Source organism: Uliginosibacterium sp. H1 (assembly GCF_036017065.1).
Lineage (GTDB): Bacteria > Pseudomonadota > Gammaproteobacteria > Burkholderiales > Rhodocyclaceae > Uliginosibacterium.
In genome coordinates this window covers 648,430-669,255 of the sequence record NZ_JAYXHR010000001.1, presented here as the reverse complement: position 1 = coordinate 669,255, position 20,826 = coordinate 648,430, and the positions used below count along the sequence as shown (strand labels likewise).

At 64.9% G+C, this 20,826-nt stretch carries 18 protein-coding genes; 17 read left to right on the top strand and 1 reads right to left on the bottom strand.

The annotated features are described in order from the left end of the window. Window positions 1-8: 8 nt before the first annotated feature. Genes VVD47_RS03035 through VVD47_RS03000 form a run of 8 tightly spaced genes read left to right on the top strand, consistent with a single transcriptional unit; the run spans window position 9 to window position 7,909 of the window. Window positions 9-1,196: a type II secretion system F family protein gene (locus tag VVD47_RS03035; protein ID WP_327601923.1), complete on the top strand. Its 1,188-nt coding sequence runs from the start codon at window positions 9-11 to the stop codon at window positions 1,194-1,196. After that, window positions 1,193-2,881 carry a GspE/PulE family protein gene (locus tag VVD47_RS03030; protein WP_327601922.1) on the top strand — a complete coding sequence of 563 codons (1,689 nt, stop codon included), beginning with the start codon at window positions 1,193-1,195 and terminating at the stop codon, window positions 2,879-2,881. The genes VVD47_RS03035 and VVD47_RS03030 overlap by 4 nt, the downstream gene beginning before the upstream one ends. Further along, entirely contained in the window at window positions 2,862-3,710 is an 849-nt protein-coding gene (locus VVD47_RS03025; RefSeq protein WP_327601921.1) for a hypothetical protein, read from the top strand. Before VVD47_RS03030 ends, VVD47_RS03025 begins: the two co-directional genes overlap by 20 nt. Then, the gene (locus VVD47_RS03020; protein ID WP_327601920.1) at window positions 3,707-4,282 is read left to right on the top strand and encodes a hypothetical protein; all 576 of its coding nucleotides are present in this window, start codon (window positions 3,707-3,709) and stop codon (window positions 4,280-4,282) included. The genes VVD47_RS03025 and VVD47_RS03020 overlap by 4 nt, the downstream gene beginning before the upstream one ends. Further along, the gene (locus tag VVD47_RS03015; RefSeq protein WP_327601919.1) at window positions 4,279-4,890 is read left to right on the top strand and encodes a hypothetical protein; all 612 of its coding nucleotides are present in this window, start codon (window positions 4,279-4,281) and stop codon (window positions 4,888-4,890) included. The genes VVD47_RS03020 and VVD47_RS03015 overlap by 4 nt, the downstream gene beginning before the upstream one ends. After that, on the top strand, window positions 4,887-5,459 hold the full coding sequence (locus VVD47_RS03010) for a hypothetical protein (protein WP_327601918.1): 573 nt from the start codon (window positions 4,887-4,889) through the stop codon (window positions 5,457-5,459). Before VVD47_RS03015 ends, VVD47_RS03010 begins: the two co-directional genes overlap by 4 nt. Before the next feature lie 43 nt (window positions 5,460-5,502). Then, window positions 5,503-7,458 carry a secretin N-terminal domain-containing protein gene (locus tag VVD47_RS03005; RefSeq protein WP_327601917.1) on the top strand — a complete coding sequence of 652 codons (1,956 nt, stop codon included), beginning with the start codon at window positions 5,503-5,505 and terminating at the stop codon, window positions 7,456-7,458. A 55-nt stretch (window positions 7,459-7,513) separates the two neighbouring features. Further along, entirely contained in the window at window positions 7,514-7,909 is a 396-nt protein-coding gene (locus VVD47_RS03000) for a type II secretion system protein (RefSeq protein ID WP_327601916.1), read from the top strand. A gap of 65 nt (window positions 7,910-7,974) precedes the next feature. Here VVD47_RS03000 and VVD47_RS02995 read toward each other — a convergent pair whose 3' ends face one another. Next, a complete protein-coding gene (locus VVD47_RS02995; RefSeq protein WP_327601915.1) occupies window positions 7,975-10,026 on the bottom strand; it encodes a sodium-translocating pyrophosphatase in 2,052 nt (683 codons plus the stop codon). Window positions 10,027-10,215: 189 nt separating this feature from the next. On the opposite strand from VVD47_RS02995, the gene VVD47_RS02990 reads away from it, so the two are divergent. The 9 genes from VVD47_RS02990 (at window position 10,216) to truA (ending at window position 20,826) form a co-directional block, all read left to right on the top strand. Then, on the top strand, window positions 10,216-11,847 hold the full coding sequence (locus tag VVD47_RS02990) for an NAD+ synthase (RefSeq protein ID WP_327601914.1): 1,632 nt from the start codon (window positions 10,216-10,218) through the stop codon (window positions 11,845-11,847). Between the two features lie 95 nt (window positions 11,848-11,942). Then, window positions 11,943-13,349 (top strand): 3-isopropylmalate dehydratase large subunit, encoded by a 1,407-nt coding sequence (leuC, locus tag VVD47_RS02985; RefSeq protein WP_327601913.1) that lies wholly within the window; start codon window positions 11,943-11,945, stop codon window positions 13,347-13,349. Window positions 13,350-13,378: 29 nt separating this feature from the next. After that, window positions 13,379-13,510 (top strand): entericidin A/B family lipoprotein, encoded by a 132-nt coding sequence (locus tag VVD47_RS02980; protein WP_327601912.1) that lies wholly within the window; start codon window positions 13,379-13,381, stop codon window positions 13,508-13,510. After that, a complete protein-coding gene (leuD, locus tag VVD47_RS02975; RefSeq protein ID WP_327601911.1) occupies window positions 13,511-14,152 on the top strand; it encodes a 3-isopropylmalate dehydratase small subunit in 642 nt (213 codons plus the stop codon). Between the two features lie 36 nt (window positions 14,153-14,188). Continuing rightward, the gene (gene leuB / locus VVD47_RS02970) at window positions 14,189-15,250 is read left to right on the top strand and encodes a 3-isopropylmalate dehydrogenase (RefSeq protein ID WP_327601910.1); all 1,062 of its coding nucleotides are present in this window, start codon (window positions 14,189-14,191) and stop codon (window positions 15,248-15,250) included. A gap of 19 nt (window positions 15,251-15,269) precedes the next feature. Further along, the gene (locus VVD47_RS02965; RefSeq protein ID WP_327601909.1) at window positions 15,270-15,416 is read left to right on the top strand and encodes a hypothetical protein; all 147 of its coding nucleotides are present in this window, start codon (window positions 15,270-15,272) and stop codon (window positions 15,414-15,416) included. Between the two features lie 87 nt (window positions 15,417-15,503). Further along, window positions 15,504-16,631 (top strand): aspartate-semialdehyde dehydrogenase, encoded by a 1,128-nt coding sequence (gene asd, locus VVD47_RS02960; protein WP_327601908.1) that lies wholly within the window; start codon window positions 15,504-15,506, stop codon window positions 16,629-16,631. A 154-nt stretch (window positions 16,632-16,785) separates the two neighbouring features. Next, window positions 16,786-19,905 (top strand): FimV/HubP family polar landmark protein, encoded by a 3,120-nt coding sequence (locus VVD47_RS02955; RefSeq protein WP_327601907.1) that lies wholly within the window; start codon window positions 16,786-16,788, stop codon window positions 19,903-19,905. A 126-nt stretch (window positions 19,906-20,031) separates the two neighbouring features. Then, a complete protein-coding gene (truA, locus tag VVD47_RS02950; RefSeq protein ID WP_327601906.1) occupies window positions 20,032-20,826 on the top strand; it encodes a tRNA pseudouridine(38-40) synthase TruA in 795 nt (264 codons plus the stop codon).

The following is a 20,826-nucleotide window of genomic DNA, read 5'->3' as shown; positions in this document are numbered from 1 at the left end:
GACGCGTCATGCGTTTCGAAGTCCGGGCCCTGTCGGCCGCCAACCAGTTGCAGACGGTCCTGCTCGACGCCGAAGACGAGCAGTCGGCCCGTCGTGCCGCCGAGGCGCAGAAGCTGCGCCCGGTCACCGTTCGCCGCGTACAGGCGAAAGGCGGGGCGCGTGGTCGCAGCAAGGCCTTCTCGCTGGTGTTGTTCAGCCAGGAGTTGCTGGCCTTGCTGGAGGCCGGCCTCACCCTGGTTGAAGGCATCGAGGCGCTGGTCGAGAAGGAAAGCTCGCCGGTGGCCCGCAGCATCATGGAGTCGCTGCTGGGCCGCATGCGCGAGGGGCTGCGCTTCTCCGACGCCATCGCCCTGCAGCCGGAGTATTTCCCGCCGCTGTATATCGGCATCGTGAAGGCGGCCGAGCGCACCAGCGACCTTCCCCGGGCGCTGACGCGCTTCATCGATTACCAGATCCGCCTCGACGCCGTGCGCAGCAAGATCGTGGGCGCGATGATCTACCCCTCCATCCTGTTCTCGGTCGGTGGCCTGGTCGGCCTGTTCCTGATGGGCTTCGTGGTGCCGAAGTTCGCCGAGGTGTACAAGGACAGCGGACGTGACTTGCCATGGGCGTCGCAGTTGTTGCTGTCCTGGGGCAACTTCCTGTCCGAGCATCTGGCCATCGTGCTCGGCATGGTGGCCCTGCTGATCGCCGGCATGGTGGTGGGCATGCAGAAGATGAACCGCGAAGGCCGCTGGGGCCAGCTGTTCTCGAAGCTGCCGGGCATTGCGGAGCGCGTGCGCATCATCGAACTGTCCCGGCTCTATCTCACCATGGGCATGCTGCTGGAAGGCGGCATCCCCATCGTCCCGACGCTGGAGATGGTCAGCGGTACGGTGTCCGCCAACACCCGCAAGAGCCTTGCACTGGCACGGGCCGACATCTCGCACGGCGATCCGGTGTCGAAGTCCTTCGAGGCGAATGGCCTCGTGACGCCGATCGCGCTGCGCATGCTGCGTGTCGGCGAGCGCTCCGGCCAGCTCGGCACCATGCTGATGCGCTCCGCGCTGTTCTACGAAGGCGAGAGCACGCGCTGGATCGATCGCTTCAGCAAGACATTCGAGCCCGCGCTGATGGCCCTGATCGGCCTCGTCGTGGGCCTCATCGTGGTACTCCTGTACATGCCGATCTTCGATCTGGCGGGGTCGTTGCAATGAACGCACGCGATACCCGCATCACGCCCGAGCAACTGTCGGCCGCCCGCAAGGCGGCAGGCATGTCCGGCCGCAGCGTCATGACCGAGCTGGAGCTGGCAACCGGGCTGGACCCGCGCGATCTGCTGCACGCCCTGGCCGCCAGCCTGCGTTACGCGGTGATGGAAACGGCCGAGATGCTCGATTCGCTGCCGGCCTTCGACATGCTGCCGCTGGCGCGCGCGCAACAACGCAACTGCCTGCTGCTGCGCCTGCCGGACGGGGCTGCCGGGCGCCTGGTCGGCGTCGTGTCCGATCCCTTCGACAGCGATCTGCAGGTCTGGCTGGACAACCTGACCGGCCGCTCGCTGGAGTACCGCCTTGCGCTGCCGGCCGATATCCAGGCCTACCTGTCCAAGCAGGAAGAGAGCGTCAGCGCGCTGGACTCCATGACCTCCGGCTCCGGTGAGTCGACCGCCGAAGGCAAGGTGTTGGAGAGTCTGACCTTCGCTTCGGTCAGCGATGCAGCCAGCCCGGCGGTGAAGCTGGTGAACTCCACCCTGTACGAAGCCCTGAAGCTCGGTGTCTCCGACATCCACCTGGAGAGCACGCCGAGCGGCATGGTGTCGAAGTACCGCATCGACGGTGTGCTGGACCAGGTGGCGACCATCAACGGCATCGCACTGGCCGAGCAGGTCATCTCGCGCATCAAGGTGCTGGCCGAGCTGGACATCGCCGAGCGCCGCATCCCGCAGGACGGCAGCTTCCGCGTCGAGGCACGTGGCCGCGAGATCGACCTGCGCGTCTCCATCATGCCGAGCATCCACGGCGAGGACGCGGTGATCCGTATCCTCGACAAGCGCGCGATGGTGGAGCAGCACGGTTCGCTGACGCTGGACGCGGTCGGCCTGGACGGCCAGACCCTGCAGATCATGCGCCGCCTGGTCAACGAACCTTATGGCATGGTGCTGGTGACCGGCCCGACCGGTTCCGGCAAGACCACGACGCTGTACGGCGCGATCTCCGAAATCAACTCCGGCCGCGACAAGATCATCACCATCGAGGACCCGGTGGAATACCAGCTGCCGGGCATCCTGCAGATTCCGGTGAACGACAAGAAGGGCCTGACCTTCGCGCGCGGTCTGCGCTCCATCCTGCGGCACGACCCGGACAAGATCATGGTCGGCGAAATCCGCGACAAGGAGACCGCCGAGATCGCCGTGCAGTCCGCGCTCACCGGCCACCTGGTGTTGTCCACGGTGCACGCCAACAGCGTGTACGACGTCTTCCAGCGCTTCACGCACATCGGCGTGGATCTCTATTCCTTCGTGTCTGCCTTGAATGGTGTGACCGCCCAGCGGTTGGTGCGTGTCAATTGCAAGCATTGCAGCGCACCCTATGAGCCGACGGACGAAGAGCTGACCCTGACTAACCTGACGCGCGAGCAGGTACAGGGTTTCCGTTTCGTCAAAGGCCGTGGCTGCGGCGACTGCCGTGGCACGGGTTATCGCGGTCGCAAGGCCGTGGCCGAGGTGCTGACGATGAATCCCGAGCTCGCGGAGCTGATCGTCGAGCGTCGTTCGGTCCGGCAGATCATGGAAGCTGCGCGCCGCAACGGCACGCGCAGCCTGTACGAAGACGCGCTGCGCCTGGTGGCGCGTGGCGAGACAACCCTGGAGGAGGTAAGGCGTGTCACGCTGGCTACGTAATGCCTGTCTGGTAGGCGTGGGCCTGCGCGAAGTGGTCGGCATCGAGCCGCGCCACGGTGGCAAGCCTGCCGACGTGCTGGCGGTGGCATCCCTGGACCCGGCCATCAGCGGCGGCATGCCGGAGGTGCGCAACTGGGGGGCGCCGCTCGCCACGGTAATGGCCGATCTGGCGCGCAAGGTGAAGACGGTGGACGTCAGCGTGGCGGACGACTGGGTGCGCTACTGGCGGGTCGAGGCGCCCGACGGCCTTGGCAGCATGGGGGAGTTGCGCGCATTGGCGCAGTCGCGCTTCGAGGAATTGTTCGGTGCGACCTCCGCCGACTGGGTGGTCGAAGCCGACTGGCAGGCCAGCGGCAGCATGCTGGCCAGCGCCATGCCGCGCGAACTGGTGGAGGCGCTGAGATCGTCCGCCGAGGCCTGCGGCCTCACCTTGCGCACGGTTGCTCCGGCCGCGGTGCGCTGGTTCAACCGCCATGCCGACGGGATGGTCACCGATTGCTGGTTCTGCAGTTTCGGCGAGCGTAGCGTCTGCGCCGTGCTTTTCGAAGGCGGGCATGTCGTGCATGTGCGCCAGTTCCGCTTCGACCAGAAGCCCGACACCACCGAGATGCTGGCCCGTCTGGAATCCGAGTCGCTGCGCGTCGGCCTGCCGCAACCGCGCCATGCGTACTTTGCAGGGCAGACCCAGATGAAGGGTGAAGGCGAGGTCGGCAGTTTCAAGCTGAAGGTGCTGGGCCGTTTCGACGCGATGCCTGAACTGCGCCCGCGTTCCGGCCAGGGCGTGACGGCGGAGGCCAGCCTGCTGGCGTTCTCGGGGTGGGTCAAATGAAGCCGATGCGCATTGATTTTTCCGGCCGTTCGCCGCTGCGCACCCTGCCCAGCGGATCGCCGCGCGATTTTGCGATGCTGGGCGTATTGCTGCTGGCGTTGCTGGCGGTCGTGGCGGGTGTCGCGACCTGGTCTCACCTGCAGGCCAGGACGTCTGCGGCGCGGCAATCACTGGCCGAAGTCGAGGATCAGCAAGTCCGCCTGGCGCAGGCGCCGGGCGACGCAGGCCTTTCCGCGGAAGGCATCGCGGCGGTGAACCTCGCGGTGCGCCACCTCAACTATCCGTGGGGAATGGTTTTCGACGCGCTGGAGAAAAGCCTGCAGCCCGATGTCGTCATCAGTTCGGTGGAAGTCGGGATGGCACGTCAGGGGGCCAAGATCATCATCGACGCGCCGACCGTCGAGCACGCGCTCAACTACGTGGAGGGCCTGCGTGGCCAGCCCGAAGTCGGTGGTGTCGTGCTGATGCGGCAGGAGGTGGTGTCGACCGATGCCAACCTGTTGCGATTCACGCTGGATGTGCAGAGCAGCGATGTCGTGCGTCGTGAAGGCGCGCCGGGAGTGCGGCCATGATGGCCTTGCGTGATCGCTCGCCGGCGTACTGGCGCACGGCTGCCGAAATCTGGTTCTGGCGCCAGGGCCTGGGTCCGGTGCTGCTGGCCGGCCTGCTGGTTCTGGCGGTGGTGGTCTGGGCCGTCCTCGTACCGGCGGAGAGCAAGCGCCTGGAAGAAGTCGAGCAGCGTCAGGCCGAGGCCGAGCGGCTGGCGGAAAGCGGCGCGAACGAGGCGGCTGCAGCGGCCAGCCGGCCTTCTGCGCTGGCTGCATTCCGGAAAATCCTTGGCGACCCGGAAGATGGCAACGTCACCATCCGGCAGATCTTCAACATCGCGCAGGAGGCCGGCGTTCGCCTGGCCCAGGCGGAATACCGGCGCCTGGGCGACACGAGCAGTGCCTATTCGCAGATGCAGGTGGCACTGCCGGTGAAGGGCAGTTACTCGTCGATCCGCCGCTTCTCGCTGCTGCTGCTGGCCCGCCAGCCTTCGATCTCGATCGACCAGATCAACCTGCGTCGCGAAAGCAACGGCGGCCCCGAGGTGGAGGGCCAGTTCATCCTGTCCGTCTGGCAGCAGCCCGTGCCGGGTGCCGCGGTGGCGCAGGCGCCGCAGGGAGCCGCGCGATGAAGAACCAGCGCGTTCTCTACATGGTGCCGCTGCTGCTGATCGCGGCATACCTGGCTTTCTTTGCCGACAAGACGCCTGAGGAAGAGCTGGTGGCACCGGTGGCGCGGACGACGCCGATCGAACCGGTGGGCCAGGGCCAGCCCGCAGCTTCGGCACCGCAGGCGGCTGCCATGCCCCAGTTTTCACAGGAGCCGGATGCCTCGGGCGTGATTCCGCTGGCGCCTCGTGTCCAGCTGGCAGAACTGGCTGCGGCCGGCGGTGCCGATCTGTTCGCACACGGTGTCGGCCCGTCGCCCGAAGAGCAGGCCGCACAGCAGGCGCAGCAGCAACAGGAGCAGCAACAGGCGGTGCAGCCGCCGCCGCAGTTCCCGTATGCCTTCATTGGCAAGCAGTTCGATGGTCGCGACTGGCAGGCCTTCTTCGAGAAGGGCGACACCACGCTGATCGTCAGTTCCGGTGCGGTAGTGGACAACGACTTCCGCGTGCAATCGATCAAGCCGCCGCAGATGCTGGTGCTGCATGTGCCCAGCAAACAGATCATCAATATCGACATCGACAATGCGCAGTGACATGAAAACTACAACTCTGACTGCTGCGATGCGAAGGGCCGGCATGCTCGTGCTGACGGCCGGCATGCTCGCTGCATGTGCCACAGCACCCATGCAGGGCGAACTGGACCACGCCCGTGCCCTGATGAACACCGGACGGGTCAAGGAGGCCTATACCCGTCTGGCAGAACTGAATGCCCAGTACCCTGGCAGCGTGGAGACCACTGCTGCCTACAAGGTCGCGCTGGAGCGCTATTCCGGCCTGCTGAGCAGTGCCGCCAGCGAGGCCACGACGCAGAAACGCTATGACGACGCCGACGCCCTGTACAACGTGCTGGCCGGTCTGCCGGGGCAGGGCGCGCGCGCGCAATCCGGCCTCGCCAGCGTGCAGACCGCGCGCGGTCATGCCGCATCGGTCGCCGTAAGCGGGCCGGTTCCGGTGCCGCCTGTCGCCCCCGCAACGCCTTTGCCGCCGGTGGCCGCCGCGGCGCCTGCTGTCGTGCCGCCGCCCGCACCTGCTGCCACCGCGCCCAGGCCTGCAGCGGTGTCGGCCCCTGCAACGGCGCCGACGCCTGCCCCGTCCGCTGCACGCCCCGCTGCGACCGTGCCGCCCGCAGCCGCCGCGCCTGCGCCGGCCGGTGGCATGGCCAACAACGTGGAGGAGGGGCTCAACCGTCGCATCTCGATGCAGTTCAAGGATGCTTCGGTGCGGTCGCTGTTCGACGTCATCAGCAAGACCGCCGGGCTCAACGTCATCATCGACAAGGACGTGCCGCAGGACCTGAAGACCTCGATCTTCCTGAAGAACACCACGGTGGCGGCGGCGATCGAGAAGATCCTCATCACCACCCAGCTCAGCAAGCGCAACCTGGATGACAACACCCTGCTGATCTTCCCGGACGACCCCGCCAAGCAGCACGATCACCGCGAGATGCTGGTGCGTGCCTTCCACCTCGGCAATGCCGACGCGAAGGCCGTGGCCAACAGCCTGAAGACCATCCTGAAGGCCAACAACATGGTGGTCGACGAGAAGCTCAATATGATCATGTTGCGCGACACCGTCGAGGTCATCCGCGCGGCCGAGAAGATCGTTGCGCTGCAGGACGTGCCGGAGCCGGAAGTGATGCTCGAGGTGGAAATCCTCGAAGTGAACGTCGACTACCTGCGCAACCTGGGCGTGAGCTGGCCCTCCGGCGTCTCGTTCTCGGTGCCGACCGCCGAGAATGCCGGCAAGCTGACGCTGAACGACCTGATGAAGCTGAATTCCAGCGGCATCGGCGTGTCCGACCTCAAGCTCGGCATCAATGCACAGGACAAGAACGGCAACCTCAATCTGCTGGCGAATCCGCGCATCCGTGCCAAGAACCGCGAGAAGGCGCGCATCCTGATCGGCGAGCGCCTCCCCAACATCACGACCACGCTGAACAACAGCGGCTTCGCGGCCGAGAGCATCAACTACATCGAAGTCGGTCTGAAGCTGGAATTCGAGCCGCAGGTTTTCGCCGGCAACGAGGTGGTGATCCGCATCGGCCTGGAGGTCAGCGCCGCGCAGCCGGCAACCATCAGCACGTCCAACGGCTCGACCGCGTACCAGATCAGCACCCGCAACGCGAACACCGCGCTGCGCCTGAAGGACGGCGAGAACCAGATCCTCGCGGGGCTGATCCAGGACCAGGACGTCAAGCAGACGACGGGCCTGCCCTGGTTGTCCAGCGTGCCGATACTGGGACGCCTGTTCGGCACGAACAGCGACCAGAAGAACAAGAAGGAAATCGTGTTGTCGATCACCCCGCGTCTGGTGCGTGGCATTACCCGTCCGGAAAGCGTGGAGTATTCCGCCGGTACGGGTTCCAGCCTGCGTGGCCGCCGCCCGGGCGGTGGCGAATTCGGGGCTTCCGCGGATTCGACCGGCCAGTTCGGCGCGGACCCGAACAGCAGCCTGCAGCAGGGTGGCGCGCAGATCGAGGCGATCCGCATTCCGCTGCAGTCCAGCCCGCGTCGTGAGCGTGACGAAGACTGATCCGGCGTCGAGGATGCGAGTGCGGATGCCGGGTGCGCGGCTGCGGTCCCTGAGCATGCCGGTGCGGACCGCGGGTTCGTACTGGCAGCGCGCCTTCACGCTGGTCGAGTTGCTGGTGGTGATGGCGATCGTGGCCATGCTGCTGACCCTGGCGGTGCCCAAGTACTTCCAGGGTCTGGACCGCTCCAAGGATGCTGTGCTGATGGAGAACCTGCGCATCACCCGCGAGGTGATCGACAAGTTCTACGGCGACAACGGGCGTTACCCGGAAAACCTGGGCGAACTGGTGCAGAGGCAATACCTGCGCAACGTGCCGCTGGACCCGATCACTTCCAGCACGCGCACCTGGATCCTCGTGCCGCCGCAGGCGCCGTACAAGGGCAATGTGTACGACATCCGCAGTGGCGCACGCGGCTTCACGCGGGACGGCCGACCTTATTCATCCTTGTAGCTTCTACGGGTGCATCAACAAAAAGGCCTCGCGATCGCGAGGCCTTTTTGCTGCTCGGGCGATGCTCAAAGCAGCGGCACGATCAGCAGCGCCACCAGGTTGATGATCTTGATCAGCGGATTCACCGCCGGCCCGGCCGTGTCCTTGTAGGGGTCCCCGACGGTGTCGCCGGTGACGGAGGCCTTGTGGGCGTCCGAGCCCTTGCCGCCGTGGTGGCCGTCCTCGATGTATTTCTTGGCGTTGTCCCAGGCGCCGCCCCCGGTGGTCATGGAGATCGCGACGAACAGGCCGGTGACGATGGTGCCCATCAGCACGCCACCCAGCGCCTGCGGGCCGAGCAGGAGCCCGACGAGCACCGGGACGAGTACCGGCAGCAGCGAGGGAATCATCATTTCGCGGATGGCGGATTTGGTCAGCATGTCCACCGCGCGCGAGTAGTCGGGCTTGGCGGTGCCTTCCATGATGCCGCTGATCTCGCGGAACTGGCGGCGCACTTCGACGACGACGGCGCCGGCGGCCCGGCCGACGGCTTCCATCGCCATGGCGCCGAACAGGTAAGGCACCAGCCCGCCGATGAACAGGCCGATGATCACCATGTGGTTCGACAGGTCGAAGCTGATCGTCTGGCCGCGGCTTTCCAGTGCGTGCGTGTAGTCGGCGAACAGCACGAGGGCGGCCAGGCCTGCCGAGCCGATGGCGTAGCCCTTGGTGACGGCCTTGGTGGTATTGCCGACGGCGTCCAGCGGGTCGGTGATGCCGCGCACCGATTCGGGCAGTTCCGCCATCTCGGCGATGCCACCGGCGTTGTCGGTGATGGGGCCGTAGGCGTCGAGCGCCACGATGATCCCGGTCATCGACAGCATGGAGGTGGCAGCGATGGCGATGCCGTACAGGCCGGCCAGTTCGAAGGCGACCAGGATGGCTGCGCACACCGCGAGCACGGGCAGGGCGGTGGATTTCATCGACACCCCCAGGCCGGCAATGATGTTGGTGGCATGGCCGGTTTCCGAGGCGGCGGCGACATGCCTGACCGGCTTGAAGTCGGTGCCGGTGTAGTACTCGGTAATGACTACCATCAGTGCCGTCAGCACCAGGCCGACGACCGAGGCGCCGTACAGCCGCATCTGTGCGCCACTCTGCAGGCCCATGGCATCCGCCAGCGCGGCGTCCGGTACCAGCCAGCGGGTGATGAAGTAGAAGCTCACCAGCGCGATGACCCCGGCGACGGCCAGGCCGCGATACAGGGCCGCCATGATGTGGCCCTTCTGCGCCGAGCGGACGAACAGCGAGCCGATGATCGACGCGACGATGGCAACTGCGCCCAGGGACAGCGGGTAGAGGACGCCGGCGCCGGGCTCCGACACCAGCAGCAGGGCACCGAGCAGCATCGTGGCGATCAGCGTCACCGCGTAGGTTTCGAAGAGGTCGGCGGCCATGCCGGCACAGTCGCCGACGTTGTCGCCCACGTTGTCCGCGATGACGGCCGGGTTGCGCGGGTCATCCTCCGGAATGCCGGCTTCCACCTTGCCGACGAGGTCGGCGCCGACGTCTGCGCCCTTGGTGAAGATGCCGCCGCCCAGGCGCGCGAAGATGGAGATCAGCGACGAGCCGAAGGCCAGCCCGACGAGAGGCTTGAGTACCTGCAGAAGCGGGGTTTCCGGGGCCGCGTGCGCCGTCAGCCAGGCGTAGTAGCCGGCCACGCCCAGCAACCCAAGGCCGGCGACCAGCATGCCGGTGATGGCGCCGCCGCGGAAGGCGACGGTCAGCGCGGCGTCCAGCCCCTCGCGGGCGGCCTCGGCGGTGCGCACGTTGGCGCGTACGGACACATGCATGCCGATGTAGCCGGCCAGGCCGGAGAGGATTGCGCCGATGGCGAAGCCGATCGCGCTGGCCCAGCTCAGCGCGAAGCCGATGACCAGGAACAGGACACCCCCGACGACGCCGATGCTGAAGTACTGCCGGTTGAGGTAGGCCGAGGCGCCTTGCTGGATGGCCAGCGCAATTTCCTGCATGCGCGCGTTGCCTGCAGGCAGGGCCAGGATCCAGCGGGTAAACCAGGCGCCATAGAGGATGGCCAGGGCGGCACAACCGAGCGACAACCACAGTGCTGCTGACATCGGCATATCTCCTTGAACGACATGACACGAACGGCAGTGGTCCGGGCGCCGGGGTGCGTAAGGCTTGCGGGGTGGCCCGGCCGGTTTGCGCGAGCGTATCACCGTGCGCCTTGCCGGCAACGGCGGGTGTTCCTGACTTGACGCCAGCGGGTGCAATGAGGCGAGGATCAGCCGCGGTATAGTTCGGCCATGAATACCGCAACAAGCACTGCAACACTGAAGATCGCGCTGGCCCAGATCAACTGCGTGGTGGGTGACGTCGCCGGCAACGCCCAGCGCATCCGCAAGGCGGCCGAGCAGGCCAAGGCGCGCGGCGCCCACTTGCTGCTGACTCCGGAGCTGGCCCTGTGCGGCTATCCGCCCGAAGACCTGCTGTTGCGTGACGATTTCTTCCGCACCTGCGACCGCGAACTCGCCGCGCTGGCGGCGGCGACTGCCGGCATCGACGTGCTGGTAGGGCATCCCGACGAATGTGGCGGCCGTCGTTTCAATGCCGCGTCCCTGTTGCGCGATGGCCGCATCGTCGCCACGTATCACAAGCATCGTCTGCCGAACTACGAGGTGTTCGACGAGCTGCGCTATTTCGATTCCGGTGCCGCACCCTGCGTGCTGGACATCCGTGGCATCAAGGTGGGCGTCAATATCTGCGCCGATGTCTGGGAGGAGGGCGCGGCCGAGGCCGCGGCGGCCAGTGGCGCCGAACTGCTGCTGGTCCTGAACGCCTCGCCGTACCACATGCACAAGCAGGCCAGCCGCTACGAGGTGTTGCGTGACCGCATCTCGCACGCGCACATGGCGGCGATCTACTGCAACCTCGTCGGCGGGCAGGACGAGCTGGTGTTCGACGGCGCCAGCTTCGCGCTGGACGCTGGCGGGGCGCTGGCCTACCAGGCGCCCGCCTTCGCCGAGCGGCTGGACGTGCTGGAGTATGCGCATGGTCGCATCCGTGGCGGCGAGGTGACGCCGCCGCAATCCATCGAAGCCGAGGTCTACGAGGCGCTGAAGCTCGGCGTGCGGGATTACCTGGGCAAGAACGGCTTCCCGGGGGCGATTCTCGGGCTTTCGGGGGGCGTGGACTCGGCGCTGGTGCTCTGCATCGCCGCCGACGCGCTGGGGCCGGACAAGGTGCGGGCGGTGATGATGCCTTCGCCCTACACCGCGCAGATGAGCCTGGACGACTCCCGTGCGCTGATCGAGGCACTGGGCGTGCGCTACGACGAGCTGGCGATCCAGCCGGCCATGGACGTGTTCGAGGCGATGCTGACGCCGCTGTTCGAGGGCAGGGCAGCGGATGCGACCGAGGAGAACCTCCAGGCGCGTATCCGCGGCATGAGCCTGATGGCGCTGTCCAACAAGTTCGGCAGCATCGTGCTGACCACCGGCAACAAGAGCGAGATGGCGGTCGGCTATGCCACCTTGTATGGCGACATGGCGGGCGGCTTCGCGGTCATCAAGGACATCTTCAAGACCTTCGTCTATCGCCTGTGCCGCTACCGCAACAGCCTGTCACCGGTGATTCCGGAGAACATCCTGACCCGCGCCCCGTCGGCCGAGCTGAAGCCGGACCAGACCGACCAGGACACCCTGCCGCCCTACGAAGTGCTGGACGCGATCATTGAGGCCTATATGGAGCGCAACGAAAGCCCGCGCGAAATCGTGGCTCGTGGCTACTCCGAGCATGACGTCCGTCGGGTGGTCGGCATGCTCCGGCGCAACGAATACAAGCGCCGCCAGGCCCCGGTCGGCATCCGCGTGACGCCCCGCGGCTTCGGCAAGGACTGGCGCCAGCCGATCACCAATCGCTACGTCGACGAGATTTAATTGTTGCAATAGCCACCGGAAACCCCGGCGGCGGCTGGCAATGCGGCCCTTCCCTGTGAAATAATTGAGGTTTTCCTCCGGTTTCGGGAATTGCAATGCCGCAGACCCTGTACGACAAGCTCTGGTCCAGTCACGTTGTCCATGAAGAATCGGACGGCACGGCGCTGATTTACATCGACCGCCACCTCATCCACGAAGTGACCAGCCCGCAAGCCTTCGAAGGCCTGCGTATCTCCGGCCGCAAGGCTTGGCGCTCGAACTCGATCGTGGCGGTGCCCGATCACAACACCCCGACGAAGAACTGGGATCAGGGCATCACCGACCCGATCTCGCGTCAGCAGGTCGAGACCCTGGACAGCAACATCCGCCAGACCGGCGCGCTGGCCTACTTCCCGTTCAAGGACCGCAAGCAGGGCATCGTGCACGTGATCGGCCCGGAAAACGGCGTGACCCTGCCGGGCATGACCGTCGTCTGCGGTGACTCGCACACCTCCACGCACGGCGCCTTCGCCGCGCTGGCGCACGGCATCGGCACCTCGGAAGTCGAGCACGTGCTGGCCACCCAGACCCTGCTGCAGAAGAAGAGCAAGACCATGCTGATCCAGATCGACGGTCAGCCTGGCAAGGGCGTCACGCCCAAGGACGTGGTGCTGTACGTGATCGGCCAGATCGGCACGGCCGGCGGTACCGGCTACGCCATCGAATTCGGCGGCAGCGTCATCCGCAACATGAGCATCGAAGGCCGCATGACCGTCTGCAACATGGCGATCGAAGCGGGCGCCCGCGCCGGCATCATCGCGGCGGACGACAACACCATCAATTACCTGAAGGGCCGCACCTACGCCCCGAGTGGCGACAACTGGGACAAGGCCGTCGCCTACTGGCGCACCCTGCATTCCGACGAAGGCGCCCAGTTCGACAAGGTCATCAGGATCGACGCGGCGCAGATCATCCCGCAGGTCACTTGGGGCACGTCGCCGGAAATGGTGCTGAGTATCGATGGCATCGTGCCGGATCCGGCCAAGATCGAGGATCCGGTCAAGCGTACCGGTGTCGAGCGCGCGCTGGAGTACATGGGTCTGAACCCGAACACTCCGATCAACACCGTGAAGATCGACAAGGTGTTCATCGGCTCCTGCACCAACTCGCGTATCGAAGATCTGCGCGCGGCTGCCGCCGTGGTCAAGGGCCGTCACGTGTCGGCCAGCCTCAAGCTGGCGATGGTCGTGCCGGGCTCTGGCCTGGTGAAGGAACAGGCCGAGCGCGAAGGTCTGCACGAGGTGTTCAAGGCCGCCGGTTTCGAATGGCGCGAGCCGGGCTGCTCGATGTGCCTGGCGATGAACGACGACCGCCTGTCGCCGGGTGAGCGTTGCGCCTCGACTTCGAACCGCAATTTCGAAGGTCGCCAGGGCCCCGGCGGGCGCACCCACCTCGTCAGCCCGCAGATGGCTGCTGCCGCCGCCATCGCCGGTCGTTTCGCCGACGTGCGCGAAATCCTCTGATCCGATCAACCCTGACTGGAGACATTGCCATGAAGACTTTCGTCAAATTCGTCGCCCTGTTCATCCTGGCCAGCGGTCTGAGCGCCTGCAACACCTGGAAGGGATTCGGCAAGGACGTTGAAAAAGCCGGCGAATCCATCCAACGCAGTGGAAACAAGTAAATGAACAAGTTCACCGTCCTTGATGGGCTGGCCGCGCCGCTGGATCGCGCCAACGTCGACACCGACGCCATCATCCCCAAGCAGTTCCTGAAATCGATCAAGCGCTCGGGCTTCGGCCCTTACCTGTTCGACGAGTGGCGCTACATGGACCACGGCGAGCCGGGCATGGATTGCACCAATCGCCCGCGCAACCCGAACTTCGTGCTGAACCAGGATCGTTACCAGGGCGCCAGCATCCTGCTGACCCGTGACAACTTCGGTTGCGGCTCGTCGCGCGAACACGCGCCCTGGGCCATCGAGGACTACGGCTTTCGTGCGCTGGTCGGCACCAGCTTTGCCGACATCTTCTTCAACAACTGCTTCAAGAACGGCGTGCTGCCGATCGTGTTGCCGAAGGAAGAGGTCGATGCGCTGTTCGCCATGACCGAAGCGACGCCGGGCTTCAAGTTGCACGTCGACCTGGATGCGCAGACGGTGACCCGCCCGGACGGCAAGGTCATCCATTTCGAGGTCGACCAGTTCCGCAAGTACTGCCTGCTCAATGGCCTGGACGACATCGGGCTGACCCTGCGTCATGCCGACAAGATCCGCGCCTTTGAAGACAAGCGCCGCACCGAACAGCCCTGGCTGTTCGCGTCCTGATCCGCCCTGATTTCCGAACGAACAAAGAAAACAAGCATGAAGATCTGTGTGTTGCCCGGTGACGGGATCGGTATCGAAATCACCGCCGAAGCCGTGCGCGTGCTGGAAGCCCTGCGTAGCGACGGTCTCAAGGTAGAGATGGAAAACGCCCTGCTGGGTGGCTGCGCCGTGGATGCCACCGGCGAGCCGTATCCGGAAGAGACGAAGAAGCTGGCGCGTGCCTCCGACGCCGTGCTGCTCGGCGCCGTCGGTGGCCCGAAGTGGGACGTGCTGCCGCGCCCGCAGCGTCCGGAGCGTGGCCTGCTGGGCATCCGCAAGGATCTGAACCTGTTCGCCAACCTGCGTCCGGCCATGCTGTATCCGGAACTGGCCAATGCTTCCTCGCTGAAGCCGGAAGTCGTGTCCGGCCTCGACATCCTGATCGTGCGCGAGCTGACCGGCGACATCTACTTCGGCGAGCCGCGTGGCATCACGACCGAAGACGGCAAGCGCGTCGGTCGCAACACCATGATCTACAACGAGGACGAGATCCGCCGCATCGGCCATGTCGCCTTCAAGTCCGCCCAGAAGCGCAACAAGAAGGTCTGTTCGGTCGACAAGATGAACGTGCTGGAAACCACCCAGCTGTGGCGCGACGTGATGATCGAAGTCGCCAAGGAGTACCCGGACGTCGAGCTGTCGCACATGCTGGTCGACAACGCCGCCATGCAGCTCGTGCGTGCCCCGAAGCAGTTCGACGTGATGGTGACCGGCAACATGTTCGGCGACATCCTGTCGGATGAAGCCTCGATGCTGACGGGCTCCATCGGCATGCTGCCGTCTGCCTCGCTGGACCAGAACAACAAGGGTATGTACGAGCCTTGCCACGGTTCCGCACCCGACATCGCCGGCAAGGGCGTCGCCAATCCGCTGGCGACCATCCTTTCCGTGGCGATGTTGCTGCGCTACAGTGGTGCCAACGAAGCGGCTGCAGTCCGCGTCGAAGATGCCGTCAAGAAGGTACTGGCCTCCGGCCTGCGCACCGGCGACATCTGGGAAGAAGGCTGCAAGCGCGTGGGTACGCGCGAAATGGGCGACGCGGTCATCGCGGCGCTGTAAGACAGGAAGACGTGGTCACATGAACAAGCTCGCACAGGCTCTGCAAAACATCATCCGCACTGCGGATGGTGTGGCCTGCGCGCGCGGTGTGATCACGCGTGGCGTGACCGTCACGACCACCCTGTCCACCAAAAAAACGACTACCAAAACCACCATTGGGGTCTAGTCCTGTCGCTACTGCGCCTGTCTCCGCCGCAGCGGAGATGGGGCCAAGACAAGGCGGGGACAGGTTAGTTAATCAAGGAAATTCATCATGAAGCGAGTAGGTATCGTCGGCTGGCGCGGCATGGTCGGCTCCGTGCTGATGCAACGCATGCGCGAAGAGAACGACTTTGCGCTGATCGACCCGGTGTTCTTCACGACTTCCAATGTCGGCGGAAAAGGCCCTGACATCGGTCGCGATGTGCCGGCCCTGCAGGACGCGAAGAGCATCGAGGCGCTCAAGCAGATGGAAGCCATCATCACCTGCCAGGGCGGTGACTACACCAACGAGGTCTACCCGCAACTGCGCGCTGCTGGCTGGGACGGTTACTGGATCGACGCAGCGTCTGCGCTGCGCATGAAGGATCACGCGATCATCATCCTCGATCCGGTGAACCAGAACGTCATCAAGGACGGCCTGTCGCGTGGCGTGAAGGATTACGTCGGCGGCAACTGCACGGTCAGCCTGATGCTGATGGCGCTGGGTGGTCTGTTCCAGAATGACCTGGTCGAATGGGCGACGTCCATGACCTATCAGGCGGCGTCCGGTGCAGGTGCGCAGAACATGCGCGAACTGATCGCGCAGATGGGCAAGATCCACGGTTCGGTCGCACATTTGCTGGAAGACCCGGCTTCGGCGATCCTGGATATCGACCGCAAGGTCGCCGAAACAGTCCGTTCGGCGGAAATGCCGGTCCAGAATTTCCGTGGTGTTCCGCTAGCCGGCAGCCTAATCCCGTGGATCGACGTTGCCTACGAAAACGGCCAGAGCAAGGAAGAATGGAAGGGCGGTGCCGAGTGCAACAAGATCCTCGGCAAACCGGCTTTCCGGACCCAGGGCAGCATCCCCATCGACGGCCTGTGCGTGCGCATCGGCGCCATGCGCTGCCACAGCCAGGCGCTGACCATCAAGCTGAAGCGCGATGTGCCGTTGGATGAAGTCAATGACATTCTGGCGCGCGCCAATGACTGGGTGCGCGTCGTGCCGAACGAGCGCGAGCGCTCGGAACGCGAGTTGACGCCTGCTGCAGTGACCGGTCATCTGCACGTACCGGTTGGTCGTCTGCACAAGATGGCGATGGGCCCTGAGTATCTGGCAGCCTTTACCGTTGGTGACCAGCTCTTGTGGGGAGCAGCGGAGCCTTTGCGGCGCATGTTGCGGATCCTGCTTGATGCATAAAAGCAACGGGGCAGCCAAAGCTGCCCCGTTTTGTTTTTGCGTTTAGAGCCGATAATTCAGGGATTAGATTAGCTTGCAGGCATAACTTGTTGATGTTATTTTGATCTAGGGACTATTCACTAAGATCGCCATCAGAGCGCCTCAGATACTCAAGATGAAAAAACCGATTCTTCGTAGCACCCTGGTTGCAGCGATGATTGCTGCTATTGCTGGCCAAGCAAGTGCAGCCGGCCTTGGCCGAATCACCGTTCTTTCATCACTGGGGCAGCCTTTGCGTGCCGAAGTGGAAGTCGCGGCCACGCCCGAGGAGCTTGAAACCCTGTCGGCGCGATTGGCGTCACCGGACTCCTTCAAGCGCGCGAACATCGAGTACGCGGGTTCGCTGACCGGAATCCGCATGGCAGTCGAGCGTCGTGGCGCCAGCGCGATCGTCCGCGTGACGTCTGATCGGGCGTTCAACGAGCCCTTCGTTGACATGCTGATCGAGCTCAACTGGGCAGGCGGCCGTCTGCTGCGTGAATACACTTTCCTGCTGGACCCGTCCGAGGCGGACCTGCGTCCGCTGGCAGGCCAGCCGGGCCCCGCAGTGGCCGCACCGGTGGCGCCCGCTCCTTCCGTCTCTGCTCCGCGCAGCACCGCAACGCCTGCTCCGCGCAGCACCGCAACGCCTGCTGCCGCTGCACCTGCCCGCCGTGCCGCTGCGGCTGCACCCACGGCGCCCGTGGAGTCGCGAAAGCTTGCGACTGATGGCGAATACGAAGTGCAGCGGGGCGATTCGCTCTCGTCGATCGCGACGGATCTGAAGAGCGAAGGCGTTACGCAAGACCAGATGCTTGCTGCGCTCTACCAGGCGAATACCCAGGCCTTCACGAACGGGAACATCAATCGCCTGCGTGCTGGTCGCATCCTGAGTGTTCCGACTGCGGAAGACGCCAAGGCGATTGCACCACGCGAGGCCCGCCAGATCGTGCTGAAGGCGTCGAATTTCGACGTTTACCGTAATCAGGTCGCTGCCGCTGCGGAAGCCGGTCCGGCTCGCGAGGCCTCCGGCAGCCAGTCTTCCTCCGGCCAGATTGCGCCGAAGGTGCAGGAAACCGCACCGGCGCAGGCCAGCAACCAGGACAAGCTGAAGATCGCCAAGACGCAGGTGGCACCGGGTGCTGCCGCTACGACTGATGGCAAGGCTGCTGCCGGTCGCATCCAGTCGCTGGAAGAGGACATCGCCAGCCGCGACAAGGCGCTGAAGGAAGCGCGTAGCCGAGTCGCCGAACTCGAGAAGAACATCAAGGGGCTGCAGGATCTCGTCAAGATGAAGGACGAGAATCTGGCCAATCTGCAGAAGCAGTCGGCCGCAGCCGAGAAGGCCGCGCAGGACGCCCAGAAGAAGGCTGATTCTCTGGCCAAGTCTGCCGACGCGCAGAAGGCCGCAGAAGCCAAGAAGGCTGCCGAAGACGCAAGAAAAGCCGCTGAGGATGCCCGGAAGGCTGCCGAAGACGCCAAGAAGGCCGAAGCAGCCCGATTGGCTGAAGAACAGAAGGCGGCAGAGTCGCGTAAGGCCGCAGAGGCCCAGCGCCTCGCCGATGAACAGAAGGCTGCGGAAGAAGCCAAGGCCACTGCGGAACTGGCGGCTACCCAGGCCGCTGCTGCTGCGGCAGTAGCGGTGCCCGCAGTGTCCGAGCCGGTTGCAGAGGTTGCACCGGTCGAAGAGGTGGCGTCTGCGCCGGCCCCAGCTCCCCAGCCGGCGGCTCAACAGCCTGCGCCGCCTCCGGCTCCGCAGCCGGTGGTGGAAGAGGAGTCGAGCTTCCCCGGCGGTACGCTCGGCATGTTGCTCGCAGCGGCCGCGCTGCTGGGTGGTGGTCTGCTGTGGCGCAAGAAGCAACAGCAGAACAAGAACTCCTCGCTGAACACCACGGCATTGACCGAAGCATCGACCAGCCCGAATTCCGTGTTCGGTAACGCGGGTGGTCAGACCGTCGATACGGGCACCAGCGTACTGCACACCGATTTCAGCCAGTCCGGGCTGTCTGCGATCGATACCGACGAAGGCGTCGATCCCGTGGCGGAAGCCGACGTCTACATGGCTTATGGCCGCGACGCGCAAGCTGAGGAAATCCTTCTCGATGCGCTGAAGAACGACCCGAGCCGCACTGCAATCTACGTGAAGCTGCTGGAAATCTATTCGCAGCGTCGCAGCGTGAAGCAGTTCGAGAATATCGCTACGGATCTGTTCACCCAGACCGGTGGTGCGGGCGACGACTGGGCCAAGGCTGCTGCCCTGGGCACTGCGCTCGATCCGGAAAATGCCCTGTACCGCACTGGGGCGACTGCTGCTGCACCGGTCTCGGCCCCCAGCGTGCCGACGCCGGTGGCTGCTGCTGCCGTCGCGGCGGCTGCCGCGCCGCTGACGATTCCGGATCCGCTCGAAGAGGATGCACCGTCCGCGGTGACTTTCGGCACCAACAATGTGTCGCAGATGCGCGCGACCTGGACGGTGCCCGGTGAGATCAATCAATTCACCAGCGATGCGGATGGCATTCCGCAGATTTCGCCGGAACCTGTCGTGAGCAGCCAGTCTGCCGAGCCGTTGAATCTGGATTTCAACCTCGACCTCGAGCTGCCGGACGAAGATGGCCCGGATACCAAGATGGAGGCGCGCGACAGCGACGACGACATCCTGCGTCCGCTCGACGAGCAGACGGTCGAGGTGGCGGCTGATGAAGCAGCGCCGCTGGAGTTCGACATCGGTGACCTGGGTGGTGCCAAATCGCTGTCGTCCGATTCCGCCATGACGCGTACCCTGCCCGAAGGCATCGGGGCGCTGAATGCCGAGTCCCTGCCTGCTTCGCTGACTGATGCCGATCTGGGTATCGAGCGCAATCTCGACGATGACGGGTTGGCGGTGGTTGATCTGGAGAAGACCAATTTCGAAGGCAACCTGCTGGACTTTGATTTCGAACTGGGTGACGAAGCCAAGCGTGGTACGGCGATGCCGGATCGCAGTGTCGACCTGAGCAACATCGACCTGCGCACGGACGGCAACGCACAGAGCACCGGCGGGATTGCCGTGCCGTCTTCGGTGACGCTTGCCGCTTCGGAAGACGTTCCCGACAGCATCGATCTCAACGAGGAAGTGAGCACCAAGCTTGAACTGGCGCGTGCTTACGAAGAGATGGGTGACCTGGAAGGTGCTCGCGAACTGCTCGAAGAAGTCGTGACGGATGGTGCTTCCCAGCAAAAGGACCAGGCTCGCCAGATCCTTGCGCGCCTGGGCTGATCCAGTCGATCTTGTCCCGCAACCGGCCGCCCTGTGGGGCGGCCGGTTGTCTTTCATGCCGGCATTTTCCCGATCGCCTAGCGTGCCGCTGCCCGACCAAGCCAGAACAACTACCGAGGCAACCCTGTGAGACTCGCGCTGGGCGTCGAGTACGACGGGCGCGCCTTTACCGGTTGGCAGACCCAGCCGGGCGGCACGGGTGTTCAGGACGCGCTGGAACGGGCGTTGGCTGAAATTGCCGATGAACCGATCGGGGTGATGTGCGCCGGGCGCACGGATGCCGGCGTGCATGCGACCGCGCAGGTCGTGCATTTCGATACCAAGGCATCACGGCCCTTGGGCGCCTGGGTGCGCGGCGTGAATGCCCATCTGCCGGACAGTGTTGCCGTCACATGGGCCGTGCCGGTCGCGGACGACTTCCATGCGCGCTTTTCCGCCACGGGCAGACGCTATCGTTACCTGCTGCTGAATCGTCCTGTGCGTCCGGCCCTGCAGGCGGGCAGGGCGGGCTGGTTCCACGCCCCGCTCGACGAAACGGCCATGGTGGAAGCTGCCAGGCTGCTGGTGGGCGAGCACGATTTCTCCGCCTTCCGCGCCGCGGAATGCCAGGCGAAATCGCCTGTCCGTCATCTCCGCGAAGTGTGCGTGCAACGCCGCGGAAACTGGATCAGTTTCGATTTCGAGGCCAATGCCTTCCTGCATCACATGATCCGGAACCTGGTCGGTGCATTGGTCTACGTCGGCAAAGGTGCGCTGGATCGGGACGGCTTTGCCGAGTTGCTGGCACGGCGGGACCGGCGGCTGTCTCCGCCAACCTTCTCGCCTGCGGGCCTATACCTGTGCGGTGTGACCTATCCGGACCGCTGGTCTCTGCCGGACGGCGGGCGCATCATCGCGCCTGTTGAACTTCCTCTTTCCTGA